Annotated in this window: 17 protein-coding genes; 10 read left to right on the top strand and 7 right to left on the bottom strand. The window is 30.3% G+C overall.

Annotation, left to right across the window (positions count from 1 at the left end; genetic code table 11):
* Window positions 1-181 precede the first annotated feature (181 nt).
* The gene (locus tag E0E45_RS00270; RefSeq protein WP_130889292.1) at window positions 182-1,534 is read left to right on the top strand and encodes an MATE family efflux transporter; all 1,353 of its coding nucleotides are present in this window, start codon (window positions 182-184) and stop codon (window positions 1,532-1,534) included.
* An 89-nt stretch (window positions 1,535-1,623) separates the two neighbouring features.
* Here E0E45_RS00270 and E0E45_RS00265 read toward each other — a convergent pair whose 3' ends face one another.
* Both E0E45_RS00265 and E0E45_RS00260 read right to left on the bottom strand, forming a co-directional pair.
* A complete protein-coding gene (locus E0E45_RS00265; RefSeq protein WP_130889291.1) occupies window positions 1,624-1,830 on the bottom strand; it encodes a hypothetical protein in 207 nt (68 codons plus the stop codon).
* Between the two features lie 18 nt (window positions 1,831-1,848).
* Window positions 1,849-2,214 (bottom strand): adhesion protein FadA, encoded by a 366-nt coding sequence (locus E0E45_RS00260; RefSeq protein WP_130889290.1) that lies wholly within the window; start codon window positions 2,212-2,214, stop codon window positions 1,849-1,851.
* 491 nt (window positions 2,215-2,705) lie between these two features.
* Between E0E45_RS00260 and E0E45_RS00255 the strand changes: the two genes are divergently transcribed.
* Genes E0E45_RS00255 through E0E45_RS00235 form a run of 5 tightly spaced genes read left to right on the top strand, consistent with a single transcriptional unit; the run spans window position 2,706 to window position 9,246 of the window.
* Window positions 2,706-4,127 (top strand): TolC family protein, encoded by a 1,422-nt coding sequence (locus E0E45_RS00255; protein WP_130889289.1) that lies wholly within the window; start codon window positions 2,706-2,708, stop codon window positions 4,125-4,127.
* 14 nt (window positions 4,128-4,141) lie between these two features.
* Complete coding sequence (locus E0E45_RS00250) at window positions 4,142-5,359, top strand: efflux RND transporter periplasmic adaptor subunit (RefSeq protein WP_130889288.1); 1,218 nt, start codon at window positions 4,142-4,144, stop codon at window positions 5,357-5,359.
* Between the two features lie 11 nt (window positions 5,360-5,370).
* Window positions 5,371-6,864 (top strand): DHA2 family efflux MFS transporter permease subunit, encoded by a 1,494-nt coding sequence (locus E0E45_RS00245; protein WP_130889287.1) that lies wholly within the window; start codon window positions 5,371-5,373, stop codon window positions 6,862-6,864.
* A gap of 47 nt (window positions 6,865-6,911) precedes the next feature.
* The gene (locus E0E45_RS00240; RefSeq protein ID WP_130889286.1) at window positions 6,912-7,724 is read left to right on the top strand and encodes a Cof-type HAD-IIB family hydrolase; all 813 of its coding nucleotides are present in this window, start codon (window positions 6,912-6,914) and stop codon (window positions 7,722-7,724) included.
* 49 nt (window positions 7,725-7,773) lie between these two features.
* Entirely contained in the window at window positions 7,774-9,246 is a 1,473-nt protein-coding gene (locus E0E45_RS00235; protein ID WP_130889285.1) for an ArnT family glycosyltransferase, read from the top strand.
* Window positions 9,247-9,403: 157 nt separating this feature from the next.
* On the opposite strand, the gene E0E45_RS00230 is transcribed toward E0E45_RS00235, so the two are convergent.
* Window positions 9,404-12,703 carry an autotransporter outer membrane beta-barrel domain-containing protein gene (locus tag E0E45_RS00230; RefSeq protein WP_130889284.1) on the bottom strand — a complete coding sequence of 1,100 codons (3,300 nt, stop codon included), beginning with the start codon at window positions 12,701-12,703 and terminating at the stop codon, window positions 9,404-9,406.
* Between the two features lie 903 nt (window positions 12,704-13,606).
* A complete protein-coding gene (locus tag E0E45_RS00225; RefSeq protein ID WP_130889283.1) occupies window positions 13,607-15,220 on the bottom strand; it encodes a PTS transporter subunit EIIC in 1,614 nt (537 codons plus the stop codon).
* 250 nt (window positions 15,221-15,470) lie between these two features.
* On the opposite strand from E0E45_RS00225, the gene E0E45_RS00220 reads away from it, so the two are divergent.
* The gene (locus tag E0E45_RS00220) at window positions 15,471-16,028 is read left to right on the top strand and encodes a MarR family transcriptional regulator (protein ID WP_130889282.1); all 558 of its coding nucleotides are present in this window, start codon (window positions 15,471-15,473) and stop codon (window positions 16,026-16,028) included.
* Window positions 16,029-16,076: 48 nt separating this feature from the next.
* Here the strand turns inward: E0E45_RS00220 and minE are convergent, their stop codons facing one another.
* Genes minE through E0E45_RS00205 form a run of 3 tightly spaced genes read right to left on the bottom strand, consistent with a single transcriptional unit; the run spans window position 16,077 to window position 17,837 of the window.
* Window positions 16,077-16,346: a cell division topological specificity factor MinE gene (gene minE / locus E0E45_RS00215; RefSeq protein ID WP_130889281.1), complete on the bottom strand. Its 270-nt coding sequence runs from the start codon at window positions 16,344-16,346 to the stop codon at window positions 16,077-16,079.
* A 7-nt stretch (window positions 16,347-16,353) separates the two neighbouring features.
* Window positions 16,354-17,145 (bottom strand): septum site-determining protein MinD, encoded by a 792-nt coding sequence (minD, locus tag E0E45_RS00210; protein ID WP_130889280.1) that lies wholly within the window; start codon window positions 17,143-17,145, stop codon window positions 16,354-16,356.
* 29 nt (window positions 17,146-17,174) lie between these two features.
* Complete coding sequence (locus E0E45_RS00205; protein WP_005979193.1) at window positions 17,175-17,837, bottom strand: septum site-determining protein MinC; 663 nt, start codon at window positions 17,835-17,837, stop codon at window positions 17,175-17,177.
* Between the two features lie 149 nt (window positions 17,838-17,986).
* Between E0E45_RS00205 and E0E45_RS00200 the strand changes: the two genes are divergently transcribed.
* The 3 genes from E0E45_RS00200 to E0E45_RS00190 all read left to right on the top strand — a co-directional run bounded on the left by E0E45_RS00200 (window position 17,987) and on the right by E0E45_RS00190 (window position 19,229).
* On the top strand, window positions 17,987-18,646 hold the full coding sequence (locus E0E45_RS00200) for a flavin reductase family protein (protein ID WP_130889279.1): 660 nt from the start codon (window positions 17,987-17,989) through the stop codon (window positions 18,644-18,646).
* Entirely contained in the window at window positions 18,647-18,958 is a 312-nt protein-coding gene (locus E0E45_RS00195; RefSeq protein ID WP_130889278.1) for a hypothetical protein, read from the top strand.
* A 76-nt stretch (window positions 18,959-19,034) separates the two neighbouring features.
* Window positions 19,035-19,229, top strand: coding sequence for a YMGG-like glycine zipper-containing protein (locus E0E45_RS00190; protein ID WP_130889277.1), 195 nt, complete (start codon window positions 19,035-19,037; stop codon window positions 19,227-19,229).
* The last annotated feature ends 7 nt before the right edge of the window (window positions 19,230-19,236 follow it).

Here is a 19,236-nt window from a genome sequence, read left to right as displayed (position 1 = left end):
CAGTATAGTTTTTATTTTTATTTATATACATATATGTTTTTCTTGATAATTGACCTAAAATATTGTATACTTAGTTAGTTCATCGGAGGGTATATAAAAAATTTATATGCTGGATAAGATGGTTGGATAAAGCCCAACTGTTTTATCCAGCATTTTTTAATTACAGGAGGATTTTTTATTTATGGAACAAAAAAATTTATTAACTGAGGGAAGTATTTTCAAAAGTCTTATGAAATTTTCGTTTCCCTTTCTTCTGGCGAGCCTTCTCCAAGCATTTTATGGAGCTGCTGACCTTTTTGTAGTTGGACAGTATGCAGATTCTGCTGCTGTATCTGCTGTAGCTATTGGAAGTCAGGTAATGCAGACAATTACAGGAGTTATCTTAGGAATAACCACTGGAGGTACTATTCTTATTGGACAATATTTAGGAGCAAAACGAGAAAAAGATATGGCGAAAACTATAGGAACTATTATCTGTGTATTTGGTTTCCTTTCTGTAGTTCTTACCATTCTTATGGTATTATTTACCAATCCTATTGCCAGAATAATGCACACTCCAGATGAAGCAATGAAATATACTCAACAGTATATTTTTATATGTTCATGTGGTATTCCATTTATTATAGGTTATAATGCTGTGAGCGGTATCCTGAGAGGAATGGGAGATTCTAAAACGCCTCTTTACTTCATAGCTATTGCTTGTGTGATAAATATAACTGTTGATATAATTCTGGTGGATTTCTTCAAAATGGGAGCTGTGGGAGCTGCTGCTGCCACTGTAGGAGCACAAGGAATAAGTTTTCTTCTTGCAGTTTTATTTCTGTGGAAAAAAGGATTCCCTTTTGAATTTGGAAAAAAATATATCTTGTTATTTCCAAAAAAAGCTAAAATAATATTCCATCTCGGACTTCCTATTGCATTGCAGGATGGACTTATAAATATATCGTTTTTACTTATTACGACTATTATCAACACTATGGGACTTACAGCTTCTGCTGCTGTTGGAGTGGTTGAAAAAATTATTGTATTCGCTATGCTTCCACCAACAGCTTTTGCTTCTGCTATTGCTGTAATGACTGCTCAAAATATAGGAGCTGGAAAAGTAGAAAGAGCTCAAAAATCACTTTATGCTGGAATTGCCTGCTCTTTAGTTATGGGAATTGCTTTCTGGATATATTCACAAATTTCCCCAGAAAGTATTACATCTCTGTTTTCCAATGACAAGGAAGTTATATATACAGCTGCAGCATATTTGAAATCATACAGTTTGGATTGTATTCTTGTTTGCTTTATTTTCTGTATGAACTCTTTTTTCAGTGGATGCGGACATCCTATCTTTCCCATGGTGCATAGCCTTATAGCTACATTTTTAATAAGAATTCCTGTTTCATTTTTTCTGAGCAGAATAGAGGGAATAACACTTTACAAGATAGGATTTGGAGCTCCACTGGCTACCTTCATATCTTTAATAATGTGCATAATTTATATGAAATATGGAAGCTGGAAAAATAATGCCATGTTGAAAAATAGGTAGCCTCAGCTAAAAATTATAGAAAAGAAACTATAGAAAATATATATTAAAGAAAAAAGCGGCTTTCACCGCTTTTTTTAATCTCCCATTTTTCAATTCATTTCTTGACTATAGACCTTAAATAATTCCATCAAAACTTTACTGTTCGTTTGATATTTTCTTCTTAATTTATTTAAACTTTTGTTAATAAATGTATACTCTTCTCTAGTAAATCTGCAACCTAAAATTCTATATTTTTTTATACCGCTTCCTAATGGTCTTCCTCTTGTTGGTTTAGCTTTTTCTTTTTCTCCCTTCATAAATCTTTCCCCTTTCCCCTATTTAATCATTTCAAATAAATTAATTATTTCTTCTTGTTTTTTCATATCTTCTTCCAATACTTTCTTAGCATCAGAATATTTTTTAGCAAGCTGATTATATTGATCTTTATAGTATCTATTCCCTTTCACATCAGCTATACGCTTTTCTTGTGTAATTATTTGTTGATACATCTCTCTTTGCTGAGCAAGAGTTCTTTGTGCCTCTTCTGCTTCTGATTTTCTTTTCTCATACATAGCTTTTTCTTCAGCCTCAAGCTGTTGAAAATTAAGTTCTAGTTGTTCTAATGTAGATAAAACATTAGTTTCTGCAAAAATTGTTATTGACGCTGTAAATAAAAAACATCCTAGTAGTACCTTTCTCATTTTTCCCCCTTATGTCTTTTTATAAAAATTATAAAACTTTTGATTATTAAATGCTTTTTTCTGTTAAAAATATAAATTTTCTTAACCACTTTAATTCTATATTATTTTAACATTTTTTTATAAATGTATGTCCTATTTTTTAATCAAAAAGTTTCATTTCAATTATATTATATCATATTTTTCTTTTTTAAAAACATAAAGTTCTTTTATTGAACTCTATCTTTTCTTAAAACCAAGCTTTTAAATGTCAAAAAAATTTATACTTTTTATTTTTGTAAGTTACTCCATTAATTTCTCAACTTCATCAGTTTCATATCAATTTTCCATTTTATATTTTAAAATGGTTTTAGAATATAATATTTTAGGACTTGTATTATTAACCTTTATTTATCCTTTTTCGTTATTAGATATAAAATTATAATATTAAAAAGGATTTTAGGATTATTTTAGAAGAGTATAGTATCTTAGACTTTATACAAATAGGAGGAGAGATGAACAAAAAAATTATTTTAGCCCTTATATTATCTACCTTTTTAGGATGTTCACCAATACCTAAAATCGCTAAGAATGAAATCATTACTCCAGGAAATATATCTACAGATACACTTGGAAATCAAAAACTTACATTCTCAAATATAAACTGGTGGAAAATGTATAACGATCCTGTTCTTGATCAATTAATTGATTTTGCATTGAAGGAAAATGAAGATTTAAAAATAGCAAAGCTTAATATTTTAAAAGCTGATGAAGCTGTAAATCTTGCAAAATCTGGATCAGGAATAACCATAAATCTAGCTGGAGATTTAAAAAGAGAAAAACTTGGAAAAAATGGAACTACTCCTCCACCATTTGGAGGAAAAATAATTAATATTGGAAGTATTGGACTTCAAGCTGACTACAATATTGATCTGTTCAATAAAGTTAATTCATTGGCAACAGAGCAAAAATATAAAGCTGAAGCTTTAAAATTAAATTCTAAATGGATAGAACTTGATATATCCAATAAAGTAACCAGACTGTATCTATACTGGAAATATTTATATCAAGAAAATACTATTCTCAATGAACAGAAAAAAATTCTTACTGAAATAGAAAAATTACAGGAAACAAATTTAAAAATAGGAAATGGTATAGAGGATAATATACTGACTGTTCAAGATGAAATAAGAGCAACTGATATGCTTATTAAAGAAAATGAACTTAATAAACAGCTTACAATAAACAACCTGAATATATTATCTAGCAATAAACATAGTAATGATATATCTTCTCTTCTACAAAAAAATTCTCAAGATTTGAATATAGAATTTAAAGAAAAAATCAATATTCCTTCTTCAATATCTTCTGATGTCATTATAAACAGACCAGATGTAGAATATTATCTCATGCTGATAAAGGGACAGGAAAAACATCTGGATGCTGCTAAAGCAGATTTTTATCCACAATTTTCCATCACAGGTCAATATGGATTTGAAGGAATAAACTTCAATAAAATACTGAGAAAAGATTCTCTTCTAGGCTTTATAGGCCCTAGTATCTATCTCCCTATTTTTCATTCAGGAGCTATCAAAAGTACATATAAAATAGCTGGTACTGATATGAATATTTTTATAGAAGAATACAATAAAGCTATTATCAACGCATACAATGATGTAGATAATGAACTTTACAAAACTAAAACTTTATGGAGTACTTCAAATGACTCTGATGAAAATTTTAAAACACAAACTAATTTACTTTCAAGAGATGAAAAAAGGCTGGAGATTGGAACTATTTCAAAATATGATTATTTATCTAAAAAATACAGCTGGTATAACAACAAATTAGATAACGAACAGCAGCATTTTAATTTATACACACAACAATTACAGCTTATAAACTCTCTTGGAGGAGTATATAAACTAGATAAATAAGTATGGAGGACAATATGGAAAATAATACACAGACTAATAGTAATGAAGAAGCAGAAAAAAGCAACTCTTCTGACTCTTCCAAAGTCGTAGAAAATCAAAATGAAGATCAAAAAATAAAAAGAAAAAAAGCGATTAAAAAAATCTCAATTTTCCTGATTATTCTTGCAGTATTAGGAATAATCTATGGAGCTTATTGGCTGCTATATGGCAGAAATTATGTAAAAACTGATGATGCCTATGTAAATGGAAATCAGAATATAATCACTTCCCAAGTTGGAGGAACTGTTACACAAATTTATATTGAAGATACTCAATTTGTTGAAAAAGGTCAACTCCTTGCTGTTTTAGATGATATAGATTATAAAATAGCATTAGAAAATGCTACTGCAAGTTTGGGAAAAGCTGTACGTGCTTATTCAAATCTTTCTTCTGATGTAGCTCAAAGTGAAGATAATGTAAAAGTAAAGAAAAGCCAGTTAAAGAAAGCTGAAACTGATTTTGCTATGGACAGAGCTTCATATAATGCTGGTCTGATAAGCAAACATCAATATGAAACAAGTAAAAATAATCTTAATATAGCTATTTCATCTTTGAACCAAAGTGAAAAAGCTTTAGAAAATGCAAAAGTACAGGCTGACAGCAGTTCTATATATAATCATCCAGATGTACAGCAGGCAATAGCTGCATATAAAAATGCCTATGTTAATCTTATGAGGACAAAAATATATGCTCCTGAGTCTGGAAATATAGCAAAAAAATCTGTATTTCTAGGGCAAAAAATTTCTCCTTCACAGGAACTCATGACAATTATAGATTTGGACAATGTATGGGTAGATGCCAACCTAAAGGAAACTCAAATGAAAGATGTAAAACCTGGTGATGAAGCTGAACTTGTCAGTGATATCAATGGTAAAAAATATATTGGTTATGTACAGGGATTATCTGCTGGTACAGGAAGTTCTCTTTCTCTCCTTCCAGCACAAAATGCAACTGGTAACTGGATAAAAATCGTTCAAAGAGTTCCAGTACGTATAATCATAGATAAAGACAGTCTAAAAAAAAATGGAATGATTCCTATAGGGAGCTCAATGGAAGCTATTGTTGATATAAGAAAAGAAACTAAAAATATACTTCCTTATACTGAAAAATCTTCAAACCTTTATTCAATTGATGAAAATGTAATGAATAAGGAAATTGATAATATTATAAAGGCTAATATTGGCAAAAATTAAGGAGGCACATCATGGGAATATCTTTTGAACTCATACTAGCCACCTTAGCTCTGGCAATAGGTTCATTTATGAATGTACTGGACAGTACAATTGTAAATGTATCTCTTACACATATAGCAGGAGATTTTGGAGTAGCTCCCACACAGGGAACATGGGTAATTACATCTTATGCTGTTTCAGAAGCAATCTTTCTTCCTTTGATAGGATGGCTGACTAAAAGATTTGGAATAGTAAGACAATATATTGCTGCTACTCTTCTATTTACCCTTGCAAGTATGCTCTGCGGTATAAGTTTTTCTTTTGGATTTCTGCTTTTTGCAAGAGTCCTTCAAGGAGTAGTTGGTGCCAGCATGATTCCTCTTTCTCAGACTTTGATGCTGAGCTTTTATCCAAAGGAGAAAAAATCTATGGCTCTGGGAATATGGTCTATGACTGTTGTTCTTGCTCCTGTACTTGGTCCTGTTATAGGAGGATGGATAACTGACTCTTTCTCTTGGAGATGGTGCTTTTATATCAATCTTCCTTTTGGAGTAATATCTACATACATAGTTTATTCTATTTTTAAGAAAAAAGGATATAAAGATAAAACTGAAAAAGTTCCTATTGATAAATGGGGCCTTATATTTCTCGCTCTTGGAATATCTTCTCTACAGATAATGCTGGACAAAGGAAATGATCTGGATTGGTTTTCAAGTCCTTTTATCATAGTTCTTTCTCTTATGGCATTTATTTTTCTTACCATACTTATTATCTGGGAATGGCATCAGGACAACCCAGTAGTCAATGTAAGGCTGTTTCTCAATAGAAACTTTGCTATTGGAGCAATCAGTCTTACAATATCATCAGTTGCATTTTTTTCTTCTGTAGTAGTAATACCTCTCTGGTTACAGAATTATATGGGGTATACTGCTCTCCAAAGTGGTATGACCACCTCCACCCTTGGACTTTCCATACTGTTTATTGCACCAGTACTAGGAAGTGTATTAAATAAACTTGATGCAAGAAAAGTTGTTGTTACTGGATTCATTCTCTTTTCAATAACTGCTGTACTTACAGGAAACTATACTCCTGATGTCACCCCAACTTATATATCTGTCTCCAGATTTTTAACAGGTATTGGGCTTGGAATGTTCTTCATTCCATTAAACACTATTACTTTGTCAAATATCCAGCCTGAAGATATGGCTGGAGCTTCTGGATTATATAACTTCACAAGAAATATAGGGAACAGTTTTGGAACTTCTCTTGCTATAAACTTTTGGGATCATAGAATGTCTATGCACCATCAAGACTTAGTTTCTGCAATTAATAATGGAAATCCAAATTACTTAAGCTATATTCACCAAGTACAAGGCCCTATTCAGACGAAACTTGCTCTTATCAATCAAATGATAACAGAACAATCTGCCCTTATGGGAGTAAATGATATAATCATAGGAAGTGGTTTAATGATACTTTTCCTTATTCCGCTGGTATTTATGGCTAGAAAATCTGTTGTAAAATAATCTTCCTATTGCTATAATTATAAGAAAACTTTTTGTGGAGGATTATTGTGAAATATAAAATGATAGTTACAGATTTAGATGATACTCTTTTAAATTCTAAAAAAGAAGTATCTCCTATAGATAAAGAAGCTATAATGAAAGCTCAGAAAGCTGGCGTTAAATTTATTCTTGCTTCTGGAAGACCAACTTTTGCTATGAAAGAACTTGCTCAGGAATTAAAGCTTGCTGACTATGGAAGTTATATACTTTCTTTTAATGGTTCTATTATTACAGATTGCAGTACAGGAAAAAATATCTCAGAAGAATCATTGACTAAACAGGATATTCATCTGATGTATGACTTCAGTAAAAAACATAAAACTCATATTCTTACATATATAAATGATGAAATAGTTTCTGAAACTGACAGTGAATATATAGATGTAGAGGTAAATCTTACTAAAATGAACCACAGAAAAGTTGAAGACTTTAAAAAAGCTGTAAATAGAGATGCTGTAAAATGTATGCTTCTGGAAGAGCCTTCATATCTTAAAAAAGTGGAAGAGGAATTAAAAAAAGAGTATGGAGATAAATACAGTATAGCTATATCAAAACCTTTTTTTCTTGAGGTAACAAAGTTAGGTATAGATAAGGGAACTGCTGTAAAAAAACTGGCTGATATTCTGGGAATAAAAATAGAAGAAGTCATTGCTGCAGGAGATTCATTTAATGACCTTCCAATGCTGAAAGTTGCTGGAACTTCTGTTGCTGTTGTAAATGCCCAGCCTGAAATAAAAGAAACTGTAGATTTCATTGTTTCATCTAATGATGAAGGTGGAATGGCTGAACTTATAAATAAATTTATTTTTACTAAAAATTAACCTTGATATGAGATACTTTTCCATATAAATCTTTTATTTTGGAGGAAATATGGAAAAGAAATCTCATAAAAAACAATATATTTTCATCACCCTTATCTACCTTATTATTTTCGTTCCTTTAGCATTTTTTAGATATCCAGATGTCAGAAATGAATTTAAATATTTTGTGATAACTGAAGATATGATAAATGCAAAAAATTATCTCATCTTAAAATATTTTTCAGAGCTTTATCCTGATAAGCCGCCATTATACTTTTTTATATTAATATTTTTTAAGACATACTTTAAAACTTTATTTTTTCCTTTATCTCTTTTGTTTGGAAGCTTACTTCCATCTTTTGGAATATCAATTTTATCTTTTAAACTTTTTACAAAACTAAAAGATGAAAAAACAGGATTTTTTATTACTATGATCTTAATTTCCATCCCATATTTTTTGGGTGTATCTCTATTTTTAAGAATGGATATACTTATGAGCTTTTTTATACTGCTGTCTATGTATCTATTTTTTACAATGTACCAGAAAAAAAATGAGATAACTATTACAAAACTTATACTTCTTTATTTAAGTATTAGCATTGCAGTTCTTATAAAAGGTGGAGCAGGATTTGCTGTTCCTATTTTGATTATACTAACATTTCTTATTCTTGAAAAAAAATTATCTTTTCTTAAAGAGATACATTTTTTCAAAGGAATATTGTTAATTATAATGATAATTGGAATATGGTTTTATGGAATATATCTCCAACCTCAAGGTAAAGAGTATATCTCTCTCCTTTTAGGACAGGAAACATTTGAAAGAATGACAAAAGCCAAGACACATTCAAGACCATTTTACTTTTATCTTACTAAGCTTCCACTTATACTTTATCCATATGGAATCATCTATTTAGGAGCTTTAGTATATTATATAAAAAATATAAAGAAATATTTTTCTTGGACATTATTAGAAAAAATAGGATTTTCATGGAGTGTTGTCCCATTAATATTCTTCTCTTTTATGAGTGGAAAATTAGAAATATATCTTCTTCCATTATATACAGGTTTTATAATTTTAAGCTTATCTTTTATTGAAAGAATAAAATTTAAAAATTCTGGAAATATTTTTATAAAAATCACAGAAGGACTTTTGATAGTTCCTTTGTTCATTGATATTTTTTTCAACAAAGAAAAAAGTATAGAAAAAAGCATAAAATTTATTTTTAGCAGTACCATTATTCTATATCTTATTTTTCCATTTTTACTTGTAAAATATAATGAAGAGTTTAGTTTAAAAAGTATAGCTTCTATTCTTAAAAAAAGTAATAATAATATAATAGCCTATAAATTTCCTGATCTTTTAAATCTTTCCTATGAAATAAATAAAGATATCAAAGAAATAGAAAACAAAGAAAATCTTTCTGATATTAAAGAACAAAAAGTATTTTTAGTAAGCAGAGAAAAATATAAAGATGATATTGATGAAAATAAAAATTTTAAACTTCTTTATAAGAATAAAGCTTACTATTTATATATTAATTAAACATTAAGCAAAATCCTTTTTATATAGAAAAAGAGTGACTCAAAAGTAGAAATCAATCTAACTTTCAGTCACTCATTTTATTTGTTTTATCTTTTAATTTTCAAAAATATTTTAGATAATCTTAATTTCATTTCGAGATAACTCCCATATTATCTAATTAGAACTTATATCCTAATCCTGCTCCTACTATCCATTCCCCTTTAGCCTTGTTTTTTCCTGCTCCGTTATGTGAATCTCTTTCTACTGCATAAGTCCCTTTTACATCAAATAGAATTCCATTTTCAAGTTCCAGAGCATATTTTGCATTTAGTCCTATACTATGTTCATTTTTATGAGCAACCAATATATCAAAGTTGCTTCCACCTTTAAATCTTCCTGTGATAAACTCCTCATCTGCTCCATCAAGTATTCTTGTGTAGCTTACTCCTGCTGAAAGTGTACTTTTTCCTTTTTCATGAGGTATAACTTTTTTAAGGTCTACTCCTACTTTTCCTACTGTATAGTCAAATGATTTTGAATCTGTTTCTATTGCTAGAGTTTGATTTCCTTCATCTGCACCATCTTGATCTATATATGTATATGACAATGTTCCATATGGTTCTAAGAATAGGTTATCTCCAATATTATGTGAATATCTTCCATTTAGGTAGATATCATATGTCATATCATTGTAATTATCAGAATATTTAATCACTGGTTCTGCCTTACTTGAAGCTGCATTGTTTACTGCCAGTCTGTCTGCATCATAATCTCCATATTGGAATCCTGCTCCTGCTGTTACTTTTAGATTTCCTATATATTTCTTTGCATAAGCTCCTAGATATAATGCGCTTCCATCTACTTTTGAGCCATTGGACAAGTCAAATTTAAGTTTATTCCCTCCTATCACTACTCCAGAAGTAAGTGTATCAGATACTCCATATTCTCCTAACATATATGCTCCAGTAATTTTTGTATCTGCATCTATATCAGAACTTCCTATGTCATATGTGTAATATCCTTTCCCATAGTAAGTATCTTTTGTTCCTCCATCTACATGAGTCAGCCCACCATAAATCATCCATTTATTTGTTTCTGGTTTAAAAATATTTTCTGTTACTATATCTCTGAACATTCCAGCAGATTTTCTTGATAATTCAGAAGAATATGAATATGGATTTCCTGCATAGATATCATTTAGATATCCTAAGAATGTTGATAATTTTTCATCATTGTCTACATTGAAATTTCCTAATTCATCTACTGAAAGAATACTTTGATATATTTTATTCAATTTTTCATAAAACAGCTCATCAGAACCACTTGCTTTTGGAGGAAGATCCTTTTTAGCTGCAACCTCTACTTCATTAGTTCCTCCTGTTCTTTTCACAGAATGAAGTACTGATGTTGTCCCAAAAGTTACATCTTCTTGATATTCTCCTTCATATCCTGTCACTAAGCTACTGTCTAATTTAAGATTTCCAAAACTTATTTTACTTTTGTTTCCAGCTCCATTCAGAGCCAGAAGAAGCTTTCCTCCATTTTCTGATTTTATTGTTCCAGTGTTTCCTGTTGACAGAGCATGCTTATTACTATTTACTGAATCTATTCTTAAAGTAAGGACTCCATTTTCTCCTATTGTTATATTTTCTGCTCCTGTTATGGCTAAATCTTCTAATGTTCCATCATCTTTAATAGTTTTTTCAAATAGGGTTACATTAGTATTTATATTCATTTTTTCAAATCCTGATATGTTATGATGAATATTTATTCCACCATTAGCTGCATCTCTTGCTGCTGGCGAAGCAAAATTAAGAATATCATCAATTCCATCTCCTCCATCAAGAGTTCCATTTATTCTTCCCCCACTAACAATATTAAGAACATCATTTCCATCTCCCATTTTTACAGTTCCATTAACTATTACTCCAGAATTTAGAGAAAGATTATCCACCTCATCTCCCATGTTTATATTTCCATTGATTATACTTGCATCTTCCAATATTAAAGTATCTGAATTACTGCCTCCTACTACTACATCACTTCCATCTGCTCCACCATTTACTGTTGTTCCTGATAGAGTAAGTTTTCCCTCAGCAGCAGCATCAAATTTTACTGCTGTCTTATAGGCATTGATTATACTATTATTTAATCTATTCCCCTCATTTGCTCCAATAACTTTAAGAGTATCTTCTATTCCATTTAAAATATATTGCTTATTTGAAGAAAAACTACTTATTTCACCACCAGTAGTATCACCAGCATCAGAATACAGCTTTCCATCTTTTATACCCAGGCTCTTCCAATCTTTTATTTCATTAGTACTACCATCTACATCTGCTCTAATATTTATGATATCATACTGAACTCCAGCAATATTTTCATCTGAATATATTACTCCAAAATTACTGGAACTATTATCATAATTCTTATAGACACCAGAACCTGTATCTGCAAAGGCTAATCCATAGTTTTTTATTTTATCTTCACCACCAGAATCATTATGAGCCACTATTGTTAAACCATCAACCACACTACCAGAACTATTACCTGACGCAAGTATTCCATAGTTATTAAAATTAGTTATTGTTCCACTAACATTATCTACAACATATGATTTTCCATAAATAACTCCTGTATTTGTTATATGAGATATAGTACTCCCACTATATTGACCGATTCCTCGAGAATCATCACCATAAATAACTCCTGTATTTATTATATCCCCTACGCTTGAAGAAGCAAGATACATTCCAGATTCTGCACTATATATCAAGCCAGTATTTTCTATGTATTCTACTACTGATGAATCTCTAATCTCTATTCCGTAAGCACTAGAATAACCATCATTAGCAGTACTTATTATTCCACTATTTGTTATGCCTTCTGCTTTAGATGAAACAAGACATATTCCATAAGTTGTATCAAAAGAACGAACTGTTACTACTCCAGTATTTATTATATTTTCTGCTTCAGATGAAGAACTAAGATATACTCCATAACTCTTGGAAGGACCAATAACTTTACTATTCAATATTCCAGTATTTATTATATCTCCTGCTTTAGAGGAGGAATCAAGATATATTCCATAAGCTTCATTATTTCCTGTTCCTGTTATTAAAGCATTATTTATAAATTTGAATTTACCTAAATCTCCACTTAATTTCACTCCATAACTTTTACCAGATCCGTTATATCCTGATATTATTGTGTTGTTTGTATAAGTTTTTGCACCTTCTTCCCAGCTGTTGTCAAGATATGGATCTTTATCTGAGCCATCTTCCTTTTTAGGAATAAATACTGTTCCATCTTTTTTGAATTCTATTCTATTTTCAGAGCCGCCTATTTCTAGTCCTATTTCTCCTGCTCCCATTACCACTGTACATGAAAGTAAAAATCCAATCACTGCTCCTATTGTTATATTTCTTCCTCTTCTTTTGTTGCTCCTTTTTACTGCTTTTATAATCTTATCTATCATATTGTTTTCCTCCCCAAAAATGTTTTTTAATATTTTTATACAGGTTCTTTCTTCACACCTAAACTGTACTTTTTTTAAAGATTTACCTCTATTTTTCTCAATTTTTTTATCAAAATAGTTGTCAAAATATTTCTTAAAAATTTAACTTTTCAATCAAAATCAAAAAAAGGTTCCTGTTTATGTATAAATACGAACTTTTTAAAATTTTTTTATTTTTTTTTAAATCATCTTAAATACAAAATTTAACTTGCATTTTTTTAAAAACATCAAACTTTAAAAAAATAAAAATTGATTATTTTGTTTTTTTATGATATATATAATTGATAGGAGTAAAGATTGTTTTAGATAGTTACAAATTCTGAAAGTGTTCGTATTTATACATAAACAAGAACTCCTAATTTTTATTTTTTTGTTTTTTTAATTTTTTTTCTTCCTTTCTAAATTTTTCAATCATTTTTTTCTCACTTTTAACTCAATATATTTTTTACCAAAAAAATATAAAATAAAATGAGGGGTGCAGAATGATTTTTGAGAATTACCTCTTGATTTTTTGCCGTCATTTTAATTTTTAAATAAAAAAACTCAGACGCATTCATCTGAGATTCTTTATATGCTCTCTATTAAATTTTATTCCAGAAGAAAAATCAGGCTTTTTGTGTAGATTACAATACTTGCTCCCATTTTTTTGTGAATAATCCCTCTCCCTTGTGTGTGTATATTTTACTTTTATCTTTCTTGTTATTATTAAATACTGTTATTATTAGTGGCTATCTGGCCGTATCCGACAGTTTCCGATTCGGTTTTCTTCGTACTCGACCAGATCATGCATGGCGGCAATATTTTTCCATAAAAAAACACCAGAATTTTTTTCTGATGTCTTTTTATACAGCTTTATTCTTTTAACTACAATCCATATTTTTTTATTATTTTATTTTTATAAGTTTCTGCCTGTGTTCCATATATTATCTGTATTCCTTTTCCTGCTCTGATTACCCCTTGAGATTTTAAACTTTTCCATGTATCATCATCAACAACTTTTTCTTCATCTTTTACTGTTACTCTCAATCTTGTAATACAGGCATCTATTCCTTCAATATTATCTACTCCCCCTAGAGCTTTTACTATTTCATCAATAAAATCATCACTATCTGCTTTTCCTTGATAATCTTTTCTTGTATAGAGCCTATTTTCTCCCTCTTTTCTTCCAGGAGTCATATAATTGAATTTCTCTATCATAAATTTAAAGATAAAATAATATACTATTGAATATATTGGTCCTAATATTAATATCCATTGATATGAAGTTTTGGCCATTCCCTGAAGCAATCCAAAGAATGTAAAGTCTATTATTCCTCTTGAAAAAGTTATTCCCACTGCTACATTAAGGAAATGCATAAGTCCATAAGATATTCCCTCTAATATTGCATGAATTACATATAGGGGAGGAGCAACAAATAAAAATGTAAATTCTATTGGCTCTGTTATCCCTGTAAGAAATGATGTCAAGGCAGCTGAAACAAGGATTCCTTTTATCTTCGCTTTATTATCTACGTCAGCACATCTATACATTGCAAGAGCTGCAGCTGGAAGTCCAAACATCATTGGAAGAAATCCTCCAGTCATAGTTCTTGTAGCATCAGCTGAATAATGTACAGTAGCTGGATCTGCTAGTTGTGCAAAGAATATCTTCTGTCCCCCTGCTACCATTTGTCCTGCTACTTCCATAGTTCCTCCAAGTTCTGTATACCAGAACAGTGGATAAACTGCATGATGAAGACCAAATACATTTAAAAGTCTTCCTGTCAGTCCATAAAGAAAAGTTCCTATTGGTCCCATAGCTGTGAAAGCTTCCCCTGCCTTCACTACTGCTCCAAAAACTGTAGGCCAGATAAATGGAACTATAACTCCTAATGGAATAAAAAATATCATTGTTAATACTGGTACTAGTCTATTTCCACTAAAAAATGCAAGATAATCAGGTAATGTTTTATTTGAAAATCTATTTGTTATAAATGCTGAGAAACATCCACAAATTATTCCTCCTAAAACCCCTGTCTGAAGTGTAAATATTCCTAATTCTTTTGTGTATAGAGATGCTTTTCCAATAGCTTCCCCATAAGTCATCCCCTTATCCATCAGTGCCTGTACTGTTGTAGTATCTGCTGTTTGTCCCATAAATCCAAGAACTGTACCTATTACTGTATGGAAAAGAAGAAATCCTAAAAGTGCTGAAAGTGCCGCTGTTTCCTTGTTCTGATGAGCAAGCCCTATTGCCACTCCTACTGCAAATATAACTGAAAGATTGGCAAAAATAAATGCTCCTGCATTTAAAAATAGTATTAAAATATGGTTAAGTAATGTTCCTGGTGCTAAAAAAGTTAGATTATATGTATCAACTATAGCACTGCTTGTAAAAGCTCCTCCTACTCCAAGAAGTATCCCCGCCATAGGGAGAACTGCAATTGGCAGCATAAATGCTCTTCCCACTCTCTGTAAAAGAGAAAATCCTTTTTTCATAATTAAGCTCCCTCCTAAAAAGAAATTAAAATTAATTTCAAGCTGTTTTATTATTCAAAGTATACTTTACTGTAAATTCCCTGTCAATATGCGGTTCTTGGATTTGTTTTCCCTATTAGAACTGATTTTTTTTGTTTCATAAGAAACATTCCTGTTTTCAATCACCTCAGCTTTTTTTCTTAAGTTTCCTTGTAAAATAAGGTTTTAAATTGTATAATGTTTCTAATGAAACTATCTTTTTTCGAAAAGGGTGATTAAAATTTCTAATAAAGTTGTAAGAAAATTTTTTAATTTAATAGAGGACAGCAGAGAATTTTACAAAGATTTTCTTTCCAGAGAACCTAGAAATAGTTTTATTCCTGAAATATATCTGAGCATGAAAGAATTTCAGTATCTAGCTGAAAAAGAAGATGAATCATTGGAAATATCTACAACACTTGATCTCAATATATCTGATTATAATTTTATTTATTATATTGGTTCTAACGAAAATATAAATATTACTCAACTGTCTAAGAAAATGAAAAGTAGCAAAGGATATACCAGCAAGGTTGTAAAAAAACTGCACTCTTATGAGCTTATAGAAACTTTTCAAATACCTCCTAACAAGAAAGAAATATTCTTTTCCCTGACAAAATCAGGAATGAAAATATACTTAAATATTTACAAAGAATTTCTAAAAAAAGAAAATGAGATAGAAATGTTTCTTGAAGACAACTTTACTGATGCTGAACTTAAAACTATATTTAATTTTTTTATAAAAGTGAATAAATTCAGAAATGAAAAACTTTTAAAAAATAATAAATAAAAAAAGAGGGCTGTCTAAAAAATTTCAGACAACCCTTTTATTTTTATTTTATTCTTCTTCTTTTTTAATTATCAATGGTATATTAGCTATCAAAGTTGTTCTTCTTTTATTTTCAGGACTTTGAGCTACTTCTATATTCAAGCTGTTTCTATCAATATCTACATATTTAGATATTGCAGCTATTATGTCATCTTTCATATCTTCAAGAACACCAGAAGGAAGCATTGCTCTGTCATGAATCAGAACTAATTTCAGTCTGTCCTTGGCAATATTCTTAGATTGATTATCATTCTTTTTAAAAAAATCAAAAATTCCCATAACACACCTACTTTCCAAAAACCATTTTTAGTTTATCAAAGAATCCATGTTTCACATCTAGATCAAGGAATGGAACGTCTTTTCCTGTCATCCTTAATACAACATTTCTGTATGCTTCTGCTGCCAAAGATTCACCTTTATATACCAAAGGCTCTCCTTTGTTTGTTGATATAACTATATTTTCATCATCTGGTATAACTCCAAGAAGAGGTATTGCAAGAATATCCAATATATCTTCTACTCCAAGCATGTTCCCAGCTCTTACCATATCCATTTTTATACGGTTTATTATAAGTTTTGGATTTCTTATATCATTAGCTTCCAGCAATCCGATTATTCTGTCAGCATCCCTAGTAGCAGATATCTCTGGAGTTGTTACTACAATAGCTTCATCTGCTGCTGCTATTGCATTCTTAAATCCCTGTTCTATCCCAGCAGGGCAGTCTATTATTATATAATCAAAATCTTTTCTTAAAGCCTCTATCAGAGTTTTCATCTGATCGCCATTTATATCATTTTTATCTCTGATCTGTGCAGCTGGCAGAAGGCATAGATTAGAACATCTTTTATCTTTGATAAGAGCCTGTGCTATTCTACATCTTCCTTCTATAACATCAACCAGATCATATACTATTCTATTTTCAAGTCCTATTACAACATCAAGATTTCTTAACCCAATATCAGTATCTATTAAAAGTACTTTATTGCCTTTAAGAGCCAATCCAGCTCCAAGGTTAGCAGTAGTAGTTGTTTTTCCTACTCCTCCTTTTCCTGATGTAACTACAAACACCTTTGCCATCTTAATCCACTCCCAACATAAATTTTTGGTTATTCACAAAATGAACGTGTACTAAAATCTTCGATAAATATTTCATTGTTTCTGATGTAAGCTATTTTGAATCCGCCTTTTCTGTCTATCTTGTTGGTATCAAGAATCTCTTTTTGCATAGGCTTTGCAGTAACTGCACCGATTACCATCTGGATAGGATTCATAAAATTAGCACCTATAAAAGCATCTGAATCTTCATCTAGTCCAGCATAAATAGTACCATTCAAATACCCAAGAACAATTACATTCCCTCTGGCTCTAACTAATGCTCCTGGATTCACATCTCCTAATATTACTATATTTCCATCATATTCCAGCTTACTCCCAGATCTCAAGGTTCCTTTAAAAAATTTTGTAGGTCCTTCTTCTGTCACAGCTTTGAAAAATTTTATCTTGTCTTTTTTTTCAGGTCCACTTTCAGAAAATACATAAGTGATATTAATATCACTATTTAATTTTATTAGGTCAATTAGTACATTTTCCTCTAATTCTGATAATATTCTATTACTAAATTCAATAGCTAACTGAACATTTCCAATAAAATTCCTAGCTTCTCTTACTTTTTCGACTAAGCTGTCTCTAAGAGTCAAAAAATCTACTTCTGAATTTAAGTGTATCACTAATCTGTCTTTTTTCCCTTTTAAAATAACATAATTATTCATAAGTTTCACCTTTTTCACTCAACTTTATAATCTTAGTATATCATATGGTTTTTTTATAAGCAACAACAATCCTTATTTTATTATTTGTACCATTCGTGAAAAAATGTTATAATTTTCTAAAAATGAAATAAATAAAGAAAGGATATATTATGAAAAAAAACCTATTTAAGGGCAGTGTTGTGCTGAATCCTGTTCCAGTAGTCCTCATTACCAGCAGAAATTCTGAAGGTAAAGAAAATGTTTTTACAGTGGCATGGACTGGAACTATCTGCACAAAGCCTCCTATGCTTTCCATATCTATCAGACCTGAAAGACTCTCATATGAATATATAAAAGAAACTATGGAATTTACTGTAAATCTTCCTACTAGAAAGCTCACTAGAGAAACTGACTACTGTGGTGTCCGTTCTGGAAGAACAAATAATAAAATAGAAGAAATGAAATTCACTCTGATGAAAGGTAAGGAAGTAAAAAGTTCATATATTGACGAATGTCCTGTAAATATAGAGTGCAGAGTAAAAGATATAATTCCTTTAGGTACACATGATCTTTTTCTTGCAGAGGTCCTTTGCTCTCATATAGATTCAAAACTACTTGATGAAAATGAAAAGATTCACTTTGAATGGGCAAATCTTATAAGCTATTCTCATGGAGAATACTTCCCAATATCTAAAGAACCTATTGGAAGTTTTGGATATTCTGTTGCTAAAAAGAAAACTATTGAAAAAAAAGCTGCTGCTAAAAAAACTGGTGTTCCATCAGTGAAAAATAAAAAAAATCAAACAGGAAAAAAGAAGGTGAAAAAATAAATGATAGATAGAATAAATGCACTTGGACAGTTTCTTGTAAATCAAACAGGAAAAACTTTTAATTTTAAATCAATAAAAAGCGACCATATGTATCCAGGTATACTTTTCTCTTTTGCAGGAGAAGATTATCTTGTAACTCCTGATAAAGCCGAACTAGATCTTACTATTGCCCTTATGGCATCCAGAACTTTTGAGGATTATCCTCCAAAACATGCTAGAAAATATACTCATAGAAAATTTGAAAAAATAAATAAAAAAGTTCAAGAAAATATTACCTATAAAGGTAAAAAATATGTTATTATTAAATTATAAAGGATAAATGTGATTTTTTTGTATATCTCTTAATGGGAAGAATAATTAATTTTCATTACAAAAAGGAGGGATAAAAATGAAAAAAACTATTTTTATAGCAGCTGTATTAGCCATTGTATTTGCAGGATGTACTCGTACTGAAAAGCATATAGCTACTGGTGCAGCAGTTGGTGCTGTAGCTGGTCATATAATTGGTGGTAATACTGGTACTCTTGTAGGTGCAGGTGTTGGTGCTGCTTCTGGTGCCATTATATCTGAAAAAACTAAATAAAGCATTT

Origin of the sequence: Fusobacterium ulcerans ATCC 49185 (assembly GCF_900683735.1) — a bacterium.
In the GTDB taxonomy this organism is placed as follows: Bacteria; Fusobacteriota; Fusobacteriia; order Fusobacteriales; family Fusobacteriaceae; genus Fusobacterium_A; species Fusobacterium_A ulcerans_A.
The sequence above is the reverse complement of the archived record's forward strand: the minus strand, read 5'-3'. Positions and strand labels throughout refer to the sequence as shown.

What these genes read in the sequence shown, in the direction of transcription:
- E0E45_RS00270 (WP_130889292.1), top strand. Translation starts at nt 182, where the DNA reads ATGGAACAAAAAAATTTATTAACTGAGGGAAGTATTTTCAAAAGTCTT.
- E0E45_RS00190 (WP_130889277.1), top strand. Translation starts at nt 19,035, where the DNA reads ATGAAAAAAACTATTTTTATAGCAGCTGTATTAGCCATTGTATTTGCA.
- E0E45_RS00260 (WP_130889290.1), bottom strand. Translation starts at nt 2,214, where the DNA reads ATGAGAAAGGTACTACTAGGATGTTTTTTATTTACAGCGTCAATAACA.
- E0E45_RS00230 (WP_130889284.1), bottom strand. Translation starts at nt 12,703, where the DNA reads ATGATAGATAAGATTATAAAAGCAGTAAAAAGGAGCAACAAAAGAAGA.
- E0E45_RS00265 (WP_130889291.1), bottom strand. Translation starts at nt 1,830, where the DNA reads ATGAAGGGAGAAAAAGAAAAAGCTAAACCAACAAGAGGAAGACCATTA.
- E0E45_RS00205 (WP_005979193.1), bottom strand. Translation starts at nt 17,837, where the DNA reads ATGAATAATTATGTTATTTTAAAAGGGAAAAAAGACAGATTAGTGATA.
- E0E45_RS00195 (WP_130889278.1), top strand. Translation starts at nt 18,647, where the DNA reads ATGATAGATAGAATAAATGCACTTGGACAGTTTCTTGTAAATCAAACA.
- E0E45_RS00225 (WP_130889283.1), bottom strand. Translation starts at nt 15,220, where the DNA reads ATGAAAAAAGGATTTTCTCTTTTACAGAGAGTGGGAAGAGCATTTATG.
- E0E45_RS00200 (WP_130889279.1), top strand. Translation starts at nt 17,987, where the DNA reads ATGAAAAAAAACCTATTTAAGGGCAGTGTTGTGCTGAATCCTGTTCCA.
- minD (WP_130889280.1), bottom strand. Translation starts at nt 17,145, where the DNA reads ATGGCAAAGGTGTTTGTAGTTACATCAGGAAAAGGAGGAGTAGGAAAA.
- minE (WP_130889281.1), bottom strand. Translation starts at nt 16,346, where the DNA reads ATGGGAATTTTTGATTTTTTTAAAAAGAATGATAATCAATCTAAGAAT.
- E0E45_RS00235 (WP_130889285.1), top strand. Translation starts at nt 7,774, where the DNA reads ATGGAAAAGAAATCTCATAAAAAACAATATATTTTCATCACCCTTATC.
- E0E45_RS00250 (WP_130889288.1), top strand. Translation starts at nt 4,142, where the DNA reads ATGGAAAATAATACACAGACTAATAGTAATGAAGAAGCAGAAAAAAGC.
- E0E45_RS00245 (WP_130889287.1), top strand. Translation starts at nt 5,371, where the DNA reads ATGGGAATATCTTTTGAACTCATACTAGCCACCTTAGCTCTGGCAATA.
- E0E45_RS00255 (WP_130889289.1), top strand. Translation starts at nt 2,706, where the DNA reads ATGAACAAAAAAATTATTTTAGCCCTTATATTATCTACCTTTTTAGGA.